This is a genomic window from Oscillibacter sp. MSJ-31, from assembly GCF_018918025.1.
In the GTDB taxonomy this organism is placed as follows: Bacteria; Bacillota; Clostridia; order Oscillospirales; family Oscillospiraceae; genus Hominicoprocola.
The window spans coordinates 1-16,661 of sequence record NZ_JAHLPT010000005.1; the positions used below are offsets into that span (position 1 = coordinate 1).

General features: G+C 60.4%; 22 protein-coding genes, 1 pseudogene and 1 riboswitch. Of the genes and pseudogenes, 12 read left to right on the top strand and 11 right to left on the bottom strand.

Features of this window, described 5'->3' with window-relative positions:
• Positions 1–138: 138 nt before the first annotated feature.
• A pseudogene (locus KQI17_RS05315) lies at positions 139–444 on the bottom strand (transposase); the annotation flags it as partial.
• Positions 445–596: 152 nt separating this feature from the next.
• Between KQI17_RS05315 and KQI17_RS05320 the strand changes: the two are divergent.
• The 3 genes from KQI17_RS05320 to KQI17_RS05330 all read left to right on the top strand — a co-directional run bounded on the left by KQI17_RS05320 (position 597) and on the right by KQI17_RS05330 (position 2,216).
• The gene (locus tag KQI17_RS05320) at positions 597–755 is read left to right on the top strand and encodes a hypothetical protein (RefSeq protein WP_216495159.1); all 159 of its coding nucleotides are present in this window, start codon (positions 597–599) and stop codon (positions 753–755) included.
• A gap of 132 nt (positions 756–887) precedes the next feature.
• A riboswitch (SAM riboswitch) is annotated at positions 888–974 on the top strand.
• Positions 975–1,045: 71 nt separating this feature from the next.
• Positions 1,046–1,594, top strand: a complete 549-nt coding sequence (locus tag KQI17_RS05325) for a DNA-directed RNA polymerase subunit alpha C-terminal domain-containing protein (protein ID WP_216495160.1) — start codon at positions 1,046–1,048, stop codon at positions 1,592–1,594.
• Between the two features lie 13 nt (positions 1,595–1,607).
• Positions 1,608–2,216: a hypothetical protein gene (locus tag KQI17_RS05330; RefSeq protein WP_216495162.1), complete on the top strand. Its 609-nt coding sequence runs from the start codon at positions 1,608–1,610 to the stop codon at positions 2,214–2,216.
• Between the two features lie 77 nt (positions 2,217–2,293).
• Here KQI17_RS05330 and KQI17_RS05335 read toward each other — a convergent pair whose 3' ends face one another.
• Entirely contained in the window at positions 2,294–2,986 is a 693-nt protein-coding gene (locus KQI17_RS05335) for a site-specific integrase (protein ID WP_216495312.1), read from the bottom strand.
• On the opposite strand from KQI17_RS05335, the gene KQI17_RS05340 reads away from it, so the two are divergent.
• Positions 2,952–3,173, top strand: a complete 222-nt coding sequence (locus KQI17_RS05340) for a helix-turn-helix domain-containing protein (RefSeq protein WP_253285702.1) — start codon at positions 2,952–2,954, stop codon at positions 3,171–3,173. The genes KQI17_RS05335 and KQI17_RS05340 overlap by 35 nt on opposite strands.
• Positions 3,174–3,570: 397 nt before the next feature.
• Here the strand turns inward: KQI17_RS05340 and rpsI are convergent, their stop codons facing one another.
• Entirely contained in the window at positions 3,571–3,975 is a 405-nt protein-coding gene (gene rpsI, locus KQI17_RS05345) for a 30S ribosomal protein S9 (protein WP_216495164.1), read from the bottom strand.
• A gap of 16 nt (positions 3,976–3,991) precedes the next feature.
• Entirely contained in the window at positions 3,992–4,423 is a 432-nt protein-coding gene (gene rplM, locus KQI17_RS05350) for a 50S ribosomal protein L13 (protein ID WP_216495165.1), read from the bottom strand.
• A gap of 232 nt (positions 4,424–4,655) precedes the next feature.
• Here rplM and KQI17_RS05355 point away from each other — a divergent pair, with 232 nt between their 5' ends.
• Positions 4,656–5,381, top strand: coding sequence for an ATP-binding protein (locus tag KQI17_RS05355; RefSeq protein WP_216495166.1), 726 nt, complete (start codon positions 4,656–4,658; stop codon positions 5,379–5,381).
• 39 nt (positions 5,382–5,420) lie between these two features.
• On the opposite strand, the gene KQI17_RS05360 is transcribed toward KQI17_RS05355, so the two are convergent.
• The 6 genes from KQI17_RS05360 to KQI17_RS05385 form a co-directional block, all read right to left on the bottom strand.
• The gene (locus KQI17_RS05360) at positions 5,421–5,687 is read right to left on the bottom strand and encodes a pro-sigmaK processing inhibitor BofA family protein (protein WP_022018091.1); all 267 of its coding nucleotides are present in this window, start codon (positions 5,685–5,687) and stop codon (positions 5,421–5,423) included.
• Positions 5,678–5,944: a DUF2508 family protein gene (locus tag KQI17_RS05365; RefSeq protein ID WP_216495167.1), complete on the bottom strand. Its 267-nt coding sequence runs from the start codon at positions 5,942–5,944 to the stop codon at positions 5,678–5,680. Before KQI17_RS05365 ends, KQI17_RS05360 begins: the two co-directional genes overlap by 10 nt.
• 636 nt (positions 5,945–6,580) lie before the next feature.
• Entirely contained in the window at positions 6,581–6,934 is a 354-nt protein-coding gene (locus KQI17_RS05370; RefSeq protein ID WP_216495169.1) for an HNH endonuclease, read from the bottom strand.
• A gap of 132 nt (positions 6,935–7,066) precedes the next feature.
• Positions 7,067–7,312 carry a hypothetical protein gene (locus KQI17_RS05375; RefSeq protein ID WP_216495171.1) on the bottom strand — a complete coding sequence of 82 codons (246 nt, stop codon included), beginning with the start codon at positions 7,310–7,312 and terminating at the stop codon, positions 7,067–7,069.
• Between the two features lie 808 nt (positions 7,313–8,120).
• The gene (locus KQI17_RS05380; RefSeq protein WP_216495169.1) at positions 8,121–8,474 is read right to left on the bottom strand and encodes an HNH endonuclease; all 354 of its coding nucleotides are present in this window, start codon (positions 8,472–8,474) and stop codon (positions 8,121–8,123) included.
• A 132-nt stretch (positions 8,475–8,606) separates the two neighbouring features.
• Positions 8,607–8,852: a hypothetical protein gene (locus KQI17_RS05385; RefSeq protein WP_216495171.1), complete on the bottom strand. Its 246-nt coding sequence runs from the start codon at positions 8,850–8,852 to the stop codon at positions 8,607–8,609.
• Between the two features lie 248 nt (positions 8,853–9,100).
• Between KQI17_RS05385 and KQI17_RS05390 the strand changes: the two genes are divergently transcribed.
• On the top strand, positions 9,101–9,562 hold the full coding sequence (locus KQI17_RS05390; RefSeq protein WP_216495173.1) for a nucleoside deaminase: 462 nt from the start codon (positions 9,101–9,103) through the stop codon (positions 9,560–9,562).
• 170 nt (positions 9,563–9,732) lie between these two features.
• Here KQI17_RS05390 and KQI17_RS05395 read toward each other — a convergent pair whose 3' ends face one another.
• Positions 9,733–10,473, bottom strand: a complete 741-nt coding sequence (locus KQI17_RS05395; protein WP_216495175.1) for a hypothetical protein — start codon at positions 10,471–10,473, stop codon at positions 9,733–9,735.
• Positions 10,474–10,624: 151 nt separating this feature from the next.
• Between KQI17_RS05395 and spoIID the strand changes: the two genes are divergently transcribed.
• From spoIID to KQI17_RS13775, 6 genes are all read left to right on the top strand, one after another.
• Complete coding sequence (gene spoIID / locus KQI17_RS05400) at positions 10,625–11,614, top strand: stage II sporulation protein D (RefSeq protein ID WP_216495176.1); 990 nt, start codon at positions 10,625–10,627, stop codon at positions 11,612–11,614.
• Between the two features lie 72 nt (positions 11,615–11,686).
• Entirely contained in the window at positions 11,687–12,814 is a 1,128-nt protein-coding gene (locus tag KQI17_RS05405) for a hypothetical protein (protein WP_216495177.1), read from the top strand.
• Positions 12,815–12,968: 154 nt separating this feature from the next.
• On the top strand, positions 12,969–13,652 hold the full coding sequence (locus tag KQI17_RS05410) for a response regulator transcription factor (RefSeq protein WP_022018408.1): 684 nt from the start codon (positions 12,969–12,971) through the stop codon (positions 13,650–13,652).
• The gene (locus KQI17_RS05415; protein ID WP_216495179.1) at positions 13,652–15,103 is read left to right on the top strand and encodes a HAMP domain-containing sensor histidine kinase; all 1,452 of its coding nucleotides are present in this window, start codon (positions 13,652–13,654) and stop codon (positions 15,101–15,103) included. Before KQI17_RS05410 ends, KQI17_RS05415 begins: the two co-directional genes overlap by 1 nt.
• Before the next feature lie 15 nt (positions 15,104–15,118).
• Positions 15,119–16,459 carry a trypsin-like peptidase domain-containing protein gene (locus KQI17_RS05420; protein WP_216495181.1) on the top strand — a complete coding sequence of 447 codons (1,341 nt, stop codon included), beginning with the start codon at positions 15,119–15,121 and terminating at the stop codon, positions 16,457–16,459.
• Between the two features lie 7 nt (positions 16,460–16,466).
• The gene (locus KQI17_RS13775) at positions 16,467–16,592 is read left to right on the top strand and encodes a hypothetical protein (RefSeq protein WP_256445965.1); all 126 of its coding nucleotides are present in this window, start codon (positions 16,467–16,469) and stop codon (positions 16,590–16,592) included.
• Positions 16,593–16,661 lie beyond the last annotated feature (69 nt).

Here is a 16,661-nt window from a genome sequence, read left to right on the forward strand (position 1 = left end):
TGTTGGTACTTTCCAGTTTACAAGGTTTGAAAGAGCTGTGGTAGTGGCTTTTCCTTTTCCGACTATTTTCGGCTGTGAACTCCCGACATCTGGCGGTTAGTTACGCCCGACGCGAATACAGGCTCCGGCTGAATGAAGTCAGCCGGCAATAGAGGCGTCGTCCAAAGCTGCCTCCAAGTGCTTCATGTTCATGTATTTCTTGTTGCCCCACTGGGTGCCCGCCACGTGGCGCAGCCTCGCGCAGACCAGCATCAGGGCGGAGTTGCCATCGGGGAATGTCCCCACCACACGGGTGCGCCGACGGATCTCACGGTTCAGCCGCTCGATCACGTTGTTGGTGCGGATGCGCGTCCAATGCTCGCTGGGAAAATCGCAGTAGGTCAGCGTCTCCTCAATGCCGTCCTCGACCTTCTTGGCGGCCTCCTTCAGCTTCATGGCGCGCAGCTTGCATACGGCGGCGGCCAGCGGCCGCTGGTGCGGAGCAGAACGGCCGCGGTGCGGTCTGAGTAACAGCCGCCACTAACAACTTGATGTAGTCCAGATATTCTCCATAATGGTGGTATCCGCAACAGCGGAAATTCACTATTAGGAGGGTAATGGATGTTACCGATACAGTAGCCGCAGTCGCCGGAGGTTTTGCTGGTGGAGTTTATGGTTTGAATGGAATTCCGCAGGAATGGCTCAAATCCTTGCAACGGAAAGAGTACATTGAGGACTTATGCGAAAAGGCTGCACTGCGCTGGAGCGCAAAGTAAGTCAGGAAAACACTCGTTGTGGCAAGCTATTAGACCCCTCTGCGGGGCTGATTTGACAAGAGCAACGACTTGTGGTATTATCTCGTCAAGATCAGTGCACGGGTCTTATAGCAATTCCACAACTGAACAATAATCCTATAAGAGAGACGCGAGGGACAAGCCCTATGACCGTCCGGCAACCTCCCAGAGAGAAAGGTGCCAAAGCTTGTACGATAGGTTCAACCAGCCCCGCAAGCTGGATTTTTTGCACCTATTTTCTGGGAGAGTCTAGAAAATGAGGTGCATTTTTCATGAAACCGAATTGTAAATACGAAGTACATACCTATTGGGGATGGTTCCGTTTAGACGAGGGGGCATACCAGGATTATCTTGCTGGGAAGCTTTGGATCACTTGGGTTCCCGGAAAGCCTAATCAGAGCCACCCGGTCGGGTCTGATCCTGTCCATGTATCTGATGAGGCGCTCAAGTATCGTGAACTTGCCGCGAGAAGCGATGCATACACGGTGTGCTATCAGTTCTTTGCTACGGGAAAAGCAACGGTTCCCTATCGTTCCAAAATGAGTGATACGCCGATTGACGAGATGTGCCTGTCCGTCCGCTCTTCGAATGGGCTGATGCGTGCTGGCGCGAACACCTTTGGCAAGGTGAAGTCAATCATGGAGCAGGAAAACGGCCTGCGAACGATTCGCAACCTCGGCGTGAAGAGTGAAAAGGAAATCAAGTTGTGCTTCTTTAATAGCTGCTACTCGCTACTGAACGAATACGAAAAAGCGGAATGGTGGCAGGAAGTGATAGACGGCAATTCGAATTCTGCATCGCCGGCACAGGAAATCGCCTGACAGGAGGAATCGGATGAATTCGTTCAGAGATTTTGAGAAATCCCTCTGTATTCTGCGGGATCGGGCCTGCATCAATATGCTTGACCCGGATCAGGCAAGCGGGGCGAACGGTATACTGTGCTACGGATATGTGGATCATGTAGCCGGGTTGACTTTTGAAGGCTTGGCATTGGTTTCGTGTGTGGACGATGACTATACTATTGTTTTAGACAACAAAGAGATTGGGATGAAGATCCGCGCCGATGAAGAAAAAGTCAGAAATGCAGTTCCGGTATCGAATAAGGCCCTTTTGGCCAGATACGCAGATCGCATTGAGATCCTTGACATTTACTATGAGGACACGGAAGTAGTGAATGCACGCGCTATGACAGAGTTAGACCCCTTCCGGCATCCGCAGTATCCGGACGATCTTTTCGTTTTTTTCTTAGCCCAAGACAAACATTATGAGCAAATGTGGGTGCGATGTGGGAAATACTTGTTTGATGCAGACGGAATAAAGGTGTTCACCGGAACACTATTAAATGAGCCCAATCGTGATATGGGAATTCACGATGGAGACGAGGTAAAAGTCGGAGTGTTCCATACTGACGCTGGGCCTGTATGTGCTTGGTGTGACATCTGAGGCGCATTTTCAACAACTCGGAAATATAAAGGAGGAGAGGGGCCGTTGCCACTCTCCTCCTTGACCTGTCTATCAGTTCACTTCTTCTGAAATGCACAGTTTACCTTGTCAATAATATCCTCTGGCCGGTTATATGTTAAATGAGCATATATGTCCAGCGTAGTCTTAGATTTTTCGTGTCCGGCGAGGTATTGGACTGTTTTGATGTCAGTGCCGGCTAAAAGAAGATTTGTGATGTAGGTATGACGAAGCAGATGGGGCGTCACTTCAAAGTCAATGGTATAGGAATACTTCCTGCATTTGGCTCGCATCCCCTTTTCGGCCTTGACGGTAAACTGAACTTTCTTGCCATCAGTGTACTTATAATAGGTGCGTTCACCTACACTCCTCGATTCGACAGTATGCCACAAATGCCTGAACTGTGTGTATGAGAGCGGGCCGCCAGTTCTATTTGCGAACACATACTCAGACGAGGATAAATCCTTGGCCTTCCTAAGCTCTATCACCAGTAGATTTGGAATGGGAACCGTTCTCCTGGCAGCCTTTGTTTTTAGCTGGTCCGAAATAACAGCTTTATTTCGTTCATGCCTAAGTGCCCTTTTTACTTCAATTCGAGGGACATTATCTAACTCGATGCAATCCCATTTCAATGCCAAGATTTCTTCCCTCCGCAGACCCGCATATAGTGAAGGGGCATTTGCCCACAAATCCATTCTTTTGAAGGAGTGAGGTACGATGGAACTGTTTAACCGAAAAGAGACAGCGGCCATTCTTGGGGTATCGATAACCACCTTGGACAAAATGCGTGAGAACAAGAAAATCGGATACTATCAGTCCTGCCCAGGTGGTAAGGTTCAGTTTACCAGAAAACACATTGAACAATACTGGGAGCGGATTGAGAGTGAGCCGCGAGAGAAGTATGCGAGGAAGCCTAAGAAGGCAAAACTGATTTTTTAATGGAGAGGGCCGTTGCAGAATGCCAAATTCTGCAACGGCCCTTTTTCTGCGCTCAAATTCTGTTTTCAGATGGGGGACGATCATTCGAGATTCAGAGCGAAGAACAAACCATTGCTCATTATCCATAGAACGCAGGATGAAGAAAAACAGAGTCGTGATTAGATGCGCGGATACCAATTTCTGGGCGGTTTTCCCACCGCAAATTTAACCTCAAACCCTCAAAAAAAGGCTTCCCACCGCAAATTTAACCTCAAAAATTGTGCTATAAAAGGTTACGCACCACAATATATTGTGGTGTGCTTTTTCGGAAAATAGACCCCTCAGATTTAGGTATCGTAACTTTTGGCATAAGAAAACCCCGGAAAACCGAAGTTTTCCGGGGTAACTGATAACAAAATCAGCGCTTGGAGAACTGGGGAGCACGACGGGCGGCTTTCAGGCCGTACTTCTTGCGCTCCTTCATACGAGGATCGCGGGTGAGGAAACCGGCCTTCTTGAGGATGGGACGGTAGTCGGGGTTGACGAGCAGCAGAGCGCGGGCAACGCCGTGGCGCAGAGCGCCGGCCTGACCGGACACACCGCCGCCCTCGACGGTGGCGACGATATCGACCTTACCGAGGGTCTCGGTCGCGGCGAGGGGCTGACGGACGACCATCTTGAGGGTCTCGAGACCGAAATACTCATCGATGTCGCGGCCGTTGATGGTGATGGAGCCGGTGCCGTTCTCAAAGAGATGCACGCGGGCAACGGAGGACTTTCTGCGGCCGGTGCCGTAGAGGTAAGGCTTCTTGGACTGATACATTCTTCTTTATCCTCCTTTACTTGACTTCCCAGACTTCGGGCTTCTGAGCCTGCTGCTCATGAGCCTCGCCGGCGTAGATGTGCAGGCGCTTGAGGGAGTCCTTGGTGACGGTGTTGCGGGGCATCATGCCGCGGACCGCGACGCGCATCGCGAGCTCGGGCTTCTCCTGCATGAGGATGCGGTACTTGGTCTCCTTGAGGCCGCCGACCCAGCCGGAGTGAGTACGGTAATACTTCTGCTCCATCTTGTTGCCGGTGAGGACTGCCTTGGCGGCGTTGATGATGATGACGTTGTCGCCGCAATCAGCGTGCGGGGTATAGGTGACCTTGAGCTTGCCGCGCAGCAGATCGGCTGCCGCCACGGCGGTCTTGCCCATGGGCTTGCCGGCAGCGTCGATAACGTACCACTTACGCTCGATGTTGCCCTTGTTCGCCATAAAAGTGGACATGGTGTTTTTCCTCCGTTTGAAATCTATCATGTAGGCTTTCGCTTTACATTTTCTCTGTTCCCTGTTAAAATCGGAACAAAGCTATTTATAGCACTTCTCCGCCCCTCTGTCAACACCATTTTAATTTAGCGCAGTCAATACTCTTGAAATCTCTTTTTTTCTTTGATTTGCTCTCGTTTTCTGAAATGGCAAATTGAAATTTTACTCTGTTACCCGGGAGGAATACCGAACCATGCAGGAAATTCTGGGCCTCGTGCGCCGCTGCGTCGAGGATTACGACATGATCCAGGCGGGCGATACCGTCGCCGTCGGCGTCTCCGGCGGCAAGGATTCGCTCCTCACGCTCACCGCGCTCGCGCGGCTGAGCCGCTTTTATCCCAAGCCGTTCCGGGTCGTCGCCATGACCGTTGAGGCGGGCACGCCGGGCATGAGCTTCGACGGCGTGGCGGACTACTGCCGCGCGCTCGGCGTGGAGTACATCCGCGTGAGCGTCCCCATCTACGAGGTCGTGTTCCTCGAGCGTAGGGAGAAGAACCCCTGCTCGCTGTGCGCCAAGCTGCGCCGCGGCGCGCTCTCGACTGCGATGAATGAGCACGGCATCAGGAAGATCGCGCTCGGCCACCACTACGACGACGCGGTGGAGACCATGCTCATGAGCCTTATTTTTGAAGGACGGCTCGGTTGCTTCCAGCCCGTGACCTACCTCAGCCGCACGGACGTCACGCAGATCCGCCCGCTTCTCTATGTCAAGGAGCGGCAGGTCGTGAACGCCGCGAAGCGGCTGGAGCTGCCCATCGTGGAGAATCCCTGCCCCGCCAACGGCGAAACGCGGCGGCAGGAGATCAAGGAGCTCATCGCCTCGCTCGAGGGGCGCTATCCCGACCTCAAGCAGAAGATCTTCGGCGCGATGCAGCGCTACCCGCTCTACGGCTGGGGCGTCGGCGGCGAGGACAAATGAAAAAGCCGCCGGTCGGCGGCCTCTCCGAAAATATGTAGGCTAAACGAACAGCATCTGCAGCAGCACCAACAGCACCAGTCCGGGCACGCCGAGGATGCCGACGGTGAGCGCGTTGAAAAAATTCAGTCCCAGCGAAAAGCCGGTGACCGGCTCGGTCAGGCCGAGCAGGAACAGCGCGAGGAAGCCCAGCGCCGTGTTGAGCAGCACCTTCGCCGCCAGCTTCAGCGGTGCGGCGAACAGCCGCACCACCGAAAAAAGCACGAAGGCGCAGAGGATCGCAATGCCTATTTTGTCCGTCAGACCCATGTGACCGCCCCCTCCGAGTAGATCCTGGACGCGGCGATGCCGCCGCTCTCCTTGACGAGCCGCAGCAGATAGTTGTAGCGCGACTGGAGCGCGTTGAGCTCGAAGATGCAGGCGTCCACCAGCTCCGGCTCGGTTGTGTTGTCGAAGCGGACATAAGCCTGCGCGAGCGCGAAGCGCGTGTCGCTCAGCTCGGCGAAAAGCTCCTGCAGCTTTGGGTCGCTCGAGACCGGCTGCTGCAATAGATTGATCTTACGCATATGTTTCAACTCCCTCTACCATTTTACGGAGAGTATGGACAATTATGCCTAAACTTAAACCATGGGAGGAACGCGCGCCCGCCGCAGCGGGCGCAACCCCGCCGCAGCGGACACATGAAAGCCACAGCCCCCGCCCCCAACACTTAACGGGGGGCGGGGGCGGAGGAGCGGCGGCGGCGCAGCCGCCCGCAGGGGCGAGCAAGCCCCCCCACCGCTGCTTGCCGCGCAGACGGACGCGGGCGCGGGCGCGGCGGCAGGCAGGGAGCGAGGGGACACGAGCCACATTAGCCCCCTTTTTAATGGCGAGCGCGCCGCCGAGCGACCAACCGCCGCCGCTGCCCACGAACGACGGACGCAAGCGGCAACAGGGGGGGCGCAGCGAACCCGCCGCGACGGGCGCGCAGCCTTTTGCGCCCCGACCGCGCCGCCATCTGCGCCAGCGGGGGCAAGCGGGCGGACAAGGCGCAAAGGCGAGGAGGGCGCGCGAGCGAATGCCGCGCGCCGCGCGCACACCGATGTGTGGCGAGGACGGCAACGCCGCCGCAGCCACAACGAGCGCCGCAGCGGGGGCACCGCCCCCCATCGGCGCGAGCGTCATTCACCATCGGCAGAACCGATAAAAGCCCCCGAAGGGGCTTAGAACGGACACCATATCACACCTTCTTCCGCGTAGAGGTCCGCGAGGTATTCCACAATGTTCTGCGCGTACGCTTCTTTCAGCGAGCGGCGCAGCTCCGCGAGTTCTTCGGGCGTACGCGGCGCGCGGTGACGTTCGGGCAGGAATGTGCCGTGCGCTTCCGCATGGCAGCGCCAGCAGAGTGTGACGAGGTTCATCTCGTCATCCGAGCCGCCGACAGAGCGCGGCATGGCGTGATGGATTTGCAGCCCGCGAACATCGTCGCAAAGGGCGCAGCGGTAGCCGTCGCGGCGATAGACGGCGCGACGCGTGGCGGCGGGAATGTTGGCAGCGGTGGTGATTTTGGCTTTCATGGTGAAGCCCTCCTTTCGTTGATACGACCGCCGCAGCGTAGCCGTCAATGGCGGCTTTCAGCCGCTTGCGAAGCCCTTGACGGCTATGTTATGCTGCGCGGGCGGACGAAAGGGGCGAAACCTGACAGCCTATCAAACGCCGCCGTACCGCAACGCGTCCTCTACGGCGTCTTTTAGCGCCCGATACGGCGTTTTACCGTACCGAAAGCACAGTTTCGCGAACCGCTGCGCCGTTTCCACAGGGACGCGGCAGGACAGCGTACGGTAGTGCCGTCTGTCCCACTCGTACTTCCGCATGGCGCGGCGGTATTCCCTCTCGTGCTTCTCGTTCAGTCGCTCCAACTCGCGGCGGTACAGTTCGAGTTCTTCGTTCGTCATGGCGCCTGCTCCTTTCAATGCTCGCGCCGTGGGCGCTCGCTGCGTGGCGTTTCCGTGGCGGGCTTTTTCGCCCTGTCCTATAGATACGATTTTACAAGAAACTTGTTACCGTGTCAAGATATTGCGGTGCTGCCCTTTAGCAACCGCTACCCCTTGTACCCTACGCGCAGCGTATGCCGATTACCCTCTACCATTTTACGGAGAGTATGGACAATTATGCCTAAACTTAAACCATGGGAGGAACGCGCGCCCGCCGCAGCGGGCGCAACCCCGCCGCAGCGGACACATGAAAGCCACAGCCCCCGCCCCCAACACTTAACGGGGGGCGGGGGCGGAGGAGCGGCGGCGGCGCAGCCGCCCGCAGGGGCGAGCAAGCCCCCCCACCGCTGCTTGCCGCGCAGACGGACGCGGGCGCGGGCGCGGCGGCAGGCAGGGAGCGAGGGGACACGAGCCACATTAGCCCCCTTTTTAATGGCGAGCGCGCCGCCGAGCGACCAACCGCCGCCGCTGCCCACGAACGACGGACGCAAGCGGCAACAGGGGGGGCGCAGCGAACCCGCCGCGACGGGCGCGCAGCCTTTTGCGCCCCGACCGCGCCGCCATCTGCGCCAGCGGGGGCAAGCGGGCGGACAAGGCGCAAAGGCGAGGAGGGCGCGCGAGCGAATGCCGCGCGCCGCGCGCACACCGATGTGTGGCGAGGACGGCAACGCCGCCGCAGCCACAACGAGCGCCGCAGCGGGGGCACCGCCCCCCATCGGCGCGAGCGTCATTCACCATCGGCAGAACCGATAAAAGCCCCCGAAGGGGCTTAGAACGGACACCATATCACACCTTCTTCCGCGTAGAGGTCCGCGAGGTATTCCACAATGTTCTGCGCGTACGCTTCTTTCAGCGAGCGGCGCAGCTCCGCGAGTTCTTCGGGCGTACGCGGCGCGCGGTGACGTTCGGGCAGGAATGTGCCGTGCGCTTCCGCATGGCAGCGCCAGCAGAGTGTGACGAGGTTCATCTCGTCATCCGAGCCGCCGACAGAGCGCGGCATGGCGTGATGGATTTGCAGCCCGCGAACATCGTCGCAAAGGGCGCAGCGGTAGCCGTCGCGGCGATAGACGGCGCGACGCGTGGCGGCGGGAATGTTGGCAGCGGTGGTGATTTTGGCTTTCATGGTGAAGCCCTCCTTTCGTTGATACGACCGCCGCAGCGTAGCCGTCAATGGCGGCTTTCAGCCGCTTGCGAAGCCCTTGACGGCTATGTTATGCTGCGCGGGCGGACGAAAGGGGCGAAACCTGACAGCCTATCAAACGCCGCCGTACCGCAACGCGTCCTCTACGGCGTCTTTTAGCGCCCGATACGGCGTTTTACCGTACCGAAAGCACAGTTTCGCGAACCGCTGCGCCGTTTCCACAGGGACGCGGCAGGACAGCGTACGGTAGTGCCGTCTGTCCCACTCGTACTTCCGCATGGCGCGGCGGTATTCCCTCTCGTGCTTCTCGTTCAGTCGCTCCAACTCGCGGCGGTACAGTTCGAGTTCTTCGTTCGTCATGGCGCCTGCTCCTTTCAATGCTCGCGCCGTGGGCGCTCGCTGCGTGGCGTTTCCGTGGCGGGCTTTTCCGCCCTGTCCTATAGATACGATTTTACAAGAAACTTGTTACCGCGTCAAGATATTGCGGTGCTGCACTTTAGCAACCGCTACCCCTTGTACCCTACGCGCAGCGTATGCCGATTGCCCTCTACCATTTTACGGAGAGTATGGACAATTATGCCTAAACTTAAACCATGGGAGGAACGCGCATGACCGAGCAGGAAACTTACATGGCGCAGGCGCTCGCGCTGGCGCGCGAGGCCGCGGCGGCGGGCGAGGTGCCGGTCGGCTGCGTGATCGTGCGCGGCGGCGAGATCGTCGGCCGCGGGCGCAACCGCCGTGAGGAGAAGCAGTCCACCGCCTCGCACGCCGAGATGGAAGCCATCGCGATGGCGAATGAGACGGTCGGCTCGTGGCGGCTGGACGACTGCACGCTCTATGTCACGCTCGAGCCGTGTCCGATGTGCGCCGGCGCGATCCTCAACGCCCGCATCCCGCGCGTCTACTACGGCGCGCGCGACCGCGCGATGGGCGCCTGCGGCGGCGTGCTGAATCTCTACATGGAGCCGTTCGCGCTCACCCCCGCGCTCGTCGGCGGCATCCTCGCGGACGAGTGCCGCGCAGTGCTGGAGAGTTTCTTCCGCAGCATACGGGCGGACAAGCTACCATAATTTTTATCCGATTTAATACTTTTGTAACAACTGGCCCGAACTTTATTAAAACTCAGCCGTTATCTTAATACTTGCAAGAGACAATAGCTTCTTTTCATCCAATCTTCCAATCAATAGGAAAAAACGGCTGCGAGAGCAGCCGTTTTTCCGTTTTTGGCATGATTCCGTTGTTACCCCTCGAAATCCCCCGCCGCCTCCAGATAGGCGAGGAGCAGCAGCGCCGCGCCGAGGCAGGCGGCAAGACCGGCGAACCGGCGTGCGAGCGCCATATCCACGCAGCAGGCCGCCGCCAGCGTGAGCGCCAGATGTGCGGCGGGCGCAAAGCTGCGCGGAGCGCCGCAGCGATAGGCGAACGCCGCGAGATAGAGCGAGGCGAGGCAGAGCGCCGCGAGCAGCAGAAGCTCCACATAGAAATGCCCCAGCACGCTGTCGCGCGCGTTGGCGCGGTAGGTAACGATGAGCTGCACGACGAGGAAGCACACCGGCATGAGCAGCGCGGTCGGCGCAAACGCACCGGAGCGCCGCTGGGCGATGAGCGCGTAGAGCAGCGCCGCGCCGGAGCAGGCGAGGAACACGGAAAGGATCAGCTCCAACCCCGCCATTCCCCCGCTCACGAGCCGCAGCGCCGCCGCAGCCAGCAGCAGAAAGCCGCCCAGGACCGCAGCGGTCAGCGTGAGCTGACCGTCAAAGCGGAAAATACCGCCGAAGTCCACCGTGACCGCGTCCCGCGCGGGCAGTCCGCGCGCCGAAAGCAGGAACACGACCGCCGCCGCGGCCAGCACGGCGGGCAGGTACGGGAAGCCGCCGGTCGGCAGACCGGCCGGGTCATAATTGTTTTTCAGCTCCAAAAACCGCGCGGCGGGCGCGGCAAGGAGAAAAAGGATCGTCGCAAGGCGGTCGGAGGTCTTCATACAGGGCATCGTCCTTTCCGGTAAAATATCCGATCGACGCTATTGTAGCACGGCGGAGGCGATTTGTCCACGCATTTCGCGCCGCGGTCTATCCTCGGGACAGCCCCTCATATAGTAAATGAGAAACAGCCTGCAAAGGAGGAGCTTCAACATGAAAAACGCCCTGCGCATCAGCCTATTGCTGATCGCCCTTCTCTTTCTTCTCGCGTGGCGCTTCGCGCCCGCGCGGCAAGCGTCGGACGAGCCGGAACCGTCCGGCGAGGTGCGGCGTCCCGATGCCGCGGTGCCAGACCATACGCGCACGCTGCGCGTGCTGCACGGCGGCGCGGTCGAGGAGATGGCGATGGACGAATACCTGCTCGGCGTGCTGCGCGCGGAGATGCCCGCCTCGTTTGAGCTTGAGGCGCTCAAGGCGCAGGCGGTCGCTGCGCGGACCTACACACTGCACAAGATGGCGCAGGGCGCCATTGCGCGCCATCCCGACGCGGACGCCTGCGACGACATCACCTGCTGCAAAGCCTACGAGACCGCCGAGGATGCGGCGGCCGGATGGGGCGCTGGAGCGCTCTACTACGAGGAAAAGCTCGCGCGGGCCGTGGCAGAGACGGACGGCGAGGTGATCGTCTACGACGGCGAACCGGTGCTGGCGGTCTTTTTCTCCTCCGCCGCCGGACACACGCAGGGCGCGGGCGAGGTCTGGCAGACCGACCTGCCCTATCTTCAGAGCGTGGACAGCCCCGAGGACGATTCCCTCGTGCCGAATTACTACTCCGTTGTGACCTTTACCGCGCAGGAATTCCGCGACCGCTTTCTTGCGGTCTACCCTGCGGCAAAGCTCAACGGGGACGCGGGCGGCTTCCTCACGGACATCACGCGCAACGACGCGGGCTTCGTCTCCACGCTGCGTGTCGGCGGCGTGACGGTGCGCGGCAACGAGCTGCGCACCATCCTCGGCCTGCGCTCACCGTCCTTCACGGTCGAGGTCAGCGGCGACACGCTGACCTTCCATGTCACCGGCTACGGTCACGGCGTCGGCATGAGCCAGTACGGCGCGAACGCAATGGCGAAGGAGGGCTATTCCTGCGAGGAGATCTTAGAGCACTACTTTACCGACGCGCAGGTCGTACAGTGGGCGGGATAAGGGATTGCAAAGGCCGCGCGGATTTGTTATACTATAATATAGAAGATTATTGAGTCATGGGAGGTGCGATAGATGACGCGAGGAAAACGGCTGCTGAGCCTGCTGCTCAGCGTGCTGATGCTCTGTACGCTGCTGCCGCCGCGCGCCTCCGCCGCGCCGACGCTGTACTTCACCGCCGTGAACGACCGCATGTGCGACCTGAACGACGAAACGATGCCGTTCTGGCAGAACGGTCTTCTCTATGTCGCCGGTGCGACGGTGGACGGGCCGGACGACCTCGGCATCCGCTACTCGTACAACCAGGAAAAGTCCGTCGCCATCCTCTACAAAGGGCAGCGTGTGCTCTACTGCGACCTGACCGCCGGCACGATGGAGAACAACCGTACCGGCGAGCAATACACCGGCTCGCCCATCGTTCGCAGCGGCATGGTGTTCTTCCCCATCACGGCGCTCGCCAAGATGTTTGACCTCAAATATTCCAGCACGAAGATCGCCTACGGCTATCTGCTGCGCATCCGCGACGACAACGCCGTGCTCTCGGACGAATACTTCATCGACGCGGCGACCGACCCCATTCAGAAGCGCTACGCGCAGTACGAGCGCGCGCACGCGGCGGCGGAGTCGGAGCAGCCCGAAACGCCCCCGCCGGTCGATACGCCCACGCGGCGCGACGATCTGACGGTCTATCTGCTGCTCCCCGCGGCAGAGGAAGCGGCGCTCACGCAGCTGCTCTCCACGCTCGAAAAGCATCAGAGCCACGCGACGCTGCTCCTCACGCCCGAGCTGCCGGAAAGCGCGGGCGACGGGGTGCGCCGTGCCGCCGCGACGGGCAATGCCGTCGCGCTGCGCATCGACGCGGCGACCGCGGTGGAGGCTCTCGCGCAGATCGAACGGGGCAACGACGCGCTGTGGCACGCCGCGAGCCTGCGCACGCGGCTCGTCTATCTCGAAAGCGCCGACCGGACGCTGCGCACCGCAGTCGCCGAGGCGGGCTACTGTCCCATCACGATCAACACGTCCGACTTTACGCGCAGCGGCACACACTGGGCGGACACCGCGCTCAAATGGGCCGGCCGCTCCACCAGCGTGCGGCTCTACCTCGGCGCGGAGAGCGGGGTGTCCTCCGCGCTCGGCACGGCGCTCAGCCGCCTGCGTGCGGAGAACTGCACGATCGCGGCGCTGAATGAGGTCACGGCATAGCTTATGCGGCGTCATGCCGCAGCGGCGTCGACCGAGCGCGGCATGAAACGAGGTCACGGCCTGACCAAACCTTTACAAAATGTTCAGGAAAAGCGCAGGAAACCGATTATAATAAGAACATTCCAAAGATAACTGATAAACGGAGGGATCTGCCATGGCGCGCAACATCCTTGTGGTAGAAGACGACAACAACATTTCCGACCTCATTCGGATGTATCTTGAAAAGGAGGGCTTTGAGGTCCGCATCGCCGCGGACGGCGGCAAGGCCGTGGAGGAATTCAAGGCCAGAGAGCCTGACCTCGTGCTGCTTGACGTGATGCTTCCCGTGCTCGACGGCTGGGGCGTGTGCGCCAAGATCCGCGAGACCTCGAAGTGCCCCATCATCATGCTCACCGCCAAGGGAGAGGTCAACGACCGCATCCACGGTCTCGAGATGGGCGCGGACGATTACCTCGTCAAGCCCTTTGAGATGAAGGAGCTCATCGCGCGCATCAACGCCGTGCTCCGCCGCACGGAGATCCCCGAGGACACGAAAAAGCGTCTCGTGTTCGATAAGCTCATCATCGACCTTGACTCCTACGAGCTGATCGTGGACGGCAAGAAGATCGACACACCGCCCAAGGAGCTGGAGCTGCTCTATCATCTGGCCGCAACGCCCAACCGCGTCTACACGCGCAATCAGCTGCTCGACGAGGTGTGGGGCTTCGACTACTTCGGCGACAGCCGCACCGTGGACGTTCACATCAAGCGTCTGCGCGAAAAGGTGGAGAACGTCTCCGACCAATGGGAGCTCAAGACCGTCTGGGGCGTGGGCTACAAGTTTGAAGTGAAGAAGTAATGAAGGGCAGGAGATGGGAACTTCCGCAGAAGCTCCGGACGATCTACTGGCAGAATTTCGCCCTGACCGCGAGCATCGTCATGCTGACGCTCGCGCTGCTCGGCGCGTCGTTCTTCGCGCTCAGCTACGCCTACGCGGCGGATGAGCGCAGCGACGAGATGGCGCAGAAGGCAAGCGTTGTCGCGCGGCTGGTCGCGTCCTACGCCTCGAGCGGCGATGTGCGCGATATGCGCGAGATGGCGGGCGTTGCCGCGTCGATGACCGACGTGGACTTCCTCGTGTGCAGCACCGAGGGCAGCGTTCTGCTGACGACGGACGAAAATCTGGTCGACCATGTGCTCACCGTGCCGTCCGACGTGATGGAGACTGCGCTCTCCGGCGAGCGTTACAGCGCGCGCACGACGCTCGGCGGCATCTACGAGAGCAAGCGCTTCGTTGTCGGCGTGCCGATCGAGTCCGATATCTGGACGGTCGGCGCGGTGTTCGCCGTGACCGAGACAGGTCGGCTGACGACGATGTGGCGCGCGTTTTTCGCCATGTTCCTGATGACGAGCGTCATCGTGCTGCTGCTCTCCTTCGTCGCTTCGGCGTGGGTGAGTATGCGTCAGTCGCGCCCCATCCGTGAGATGGCGGCTGCTACGCGCGCCTTTGCCGAGGGCAATTTCGACACCCGGATGCACGACTACGGCGCGGGCGAGATCGGCGAGCTGGCAAGCGCCTTCAACGCGATGGCGGATTCTTTGCAGGAGACTGAGCGCCAGCGCCGCGAGTTCATCGCGAACATCTCGCATGAGCTGAAAACGCCGATGACGAGCATCGCAGGCTACACCGACGGCATCCTCGACGGGACCATCCCGCCGGAGAAGGAAAAGGAATACCTGCACATCATCTCCGACGAGAGCCGGCGGCTGAGCCGTCTCGTGCGCCGGATGCTCGAGGTCTCGCAGCTTCAGTCGCGCGACGTGATGCGCAGCAAGGCGCCCTTCGACGTGTGCGAGAGTATGCGCCGGGTGCTTATCTCAATGGAAAAGAAGATCACCGACCGCGGATTGGACGTGGAGGCCGACATCCCCGACGAGCCGGTCACCGTGCTCGGCGACAACGACCTCATCACGCAGGTCATCTACAACCTGCTGGAGAACGCGACGAAGTTCGCCCGCGCGGGCTCGACGCTCTACCTCGGTCTCGCGGTGACGAACGGCAGGGCCGTCGTCTCCGTGCGCAACGAGGGCGACACCATCCCCGCCGAGGAGATCCCGCTGCTCTTCGAGCGCTTCCACAAGAGCGACAAGTCCCGCAGCGAGGATAAGGACGGCGTGGGCCTCGGGCTCTACATCGTCAAGACCATTTTGGAGCAGCACCACGAGCATATCGCCGTCACGAGTGAAAACGGCCTGACGACCTTCGCCTTCACGCTCTCGCTCGCCAATTCGCTTGCCCCACAGCCGTAACACAGGAGTTTTTACATGGAGCAGTATCCGCCTGACAACTTCATTCCGCAGCGCGAGCCCAACGAGGTCACGTTTGAGTACGTCGCCGAGCCGAAGCCCTACGTTGCTTACTATGTGCAGGACCGCCCGCTGCCCGGCAGGAAGCCGGAGGCCGCCACGCAGGAGCCGCCCGCCAGGACGCGCCGCAAGGGACACCGGGGGCTGAAAATTTTCCTCATCTGCCTGGCCGCGGTCCTCGTTTTCGCCGGTGGGCTGTACGCCGCCTGGTGGTTCGGCCTGCTGCCGGACCGTTTCTACGGCGGCGAGCACGGCGACTACTACGATGATCCCGGCTACTATTATTACTACGGTGAGCTTGACGAGAGCGCCGAGCCGGAGCTGCCGGTCATATCGGCGGACGACGGCGTGCGCCTTGTCTACGCGGACGGTCACGGCGACGCGCTGACCATTCAGGAGATCTACCGGAGGGTCAATCCCTCCACCGTCACGGTGGTGACCGAGCTGCCGCGCGGCGCGTCCGTCGGCACCGGCGTCATCCTGACGGAGGACGGCTACATCATCACCAACGCGCACGTCATTGCCGGCGGCACGAGCTGCTACGTCGCCCTTGCGGACGGCTCGATCTTCGACGCCGCCCTCGTCGGCTACGATGCAGAGCAGGATCTTGCCGTCATCAAGGCGCAGGACACCGACGGCCGCGCGGCACAGGGGCTTCTCGCCGCGGAGTTCGGCGACTCCGACGCCCTGAGCGTCGGCGACCCAGTCTACGCCATCGGCAACCCGCTCGGCGTGGAGCTGCGCGGCACGCTGACCGACGGCATCGTGTCCGCCATCAACCGCGACGTCGATGTGGACGGCGTGACCATGACGCTCATCCAGACCAACGCCGCGCTCAACAACGGCAACTCCGGCGGCCCGCTCATCAACCGATACGGGCAGGTCATCGGCATCAACGTGATGAAGATGGGCATGGACCGCTGGTCCACCGCGAGTGTGGAGGGGCTTGGCTTCGCCATTCCCATCGCCTCAAGCGCCTACATCGTCAACGACATCCTCCGCTGCGGCGAGGTGCAGGGCGAGCCGGTGCTCGGCATCTCGGTCGACCGCACGCCCGCCTATCTGCCCGATGGGCAGCAGGCCGCCCGTGTTTACACGGTCGATCTCAACGGCCCCGGCGACAAGGCCGGACTGGAGGTAGACGACCTCATTTACGAGGCCGACGGCGTGCGCGTCGAGACCTCCAACGATCTGCTGCGCGTGCGCCACCGCCACGCCGCAGGCGAGGAAATGATCCTCAAGGTTTGCCGCGGCGGGGAATACCTGACCGTTCCCGTCACACTCGAAGCGAAAAAATGAGGAGAGCATGAAAAAGAACAAGCAATTTCCCGCGGCGATGATCCTGCTTGCCGTCGTCTCGGCGGTGTGCTACAAGGGGATGCGCGCCATCGAAAACAAGCTGAAAGCCAAGAAGGAGAAGTCTCAGAAATGAGGCTTCTCCCTTCTTTCGTCAAATTGCACGAATGGCTTGACAAAATTTTTACGCAGGCGTAAAATGCCA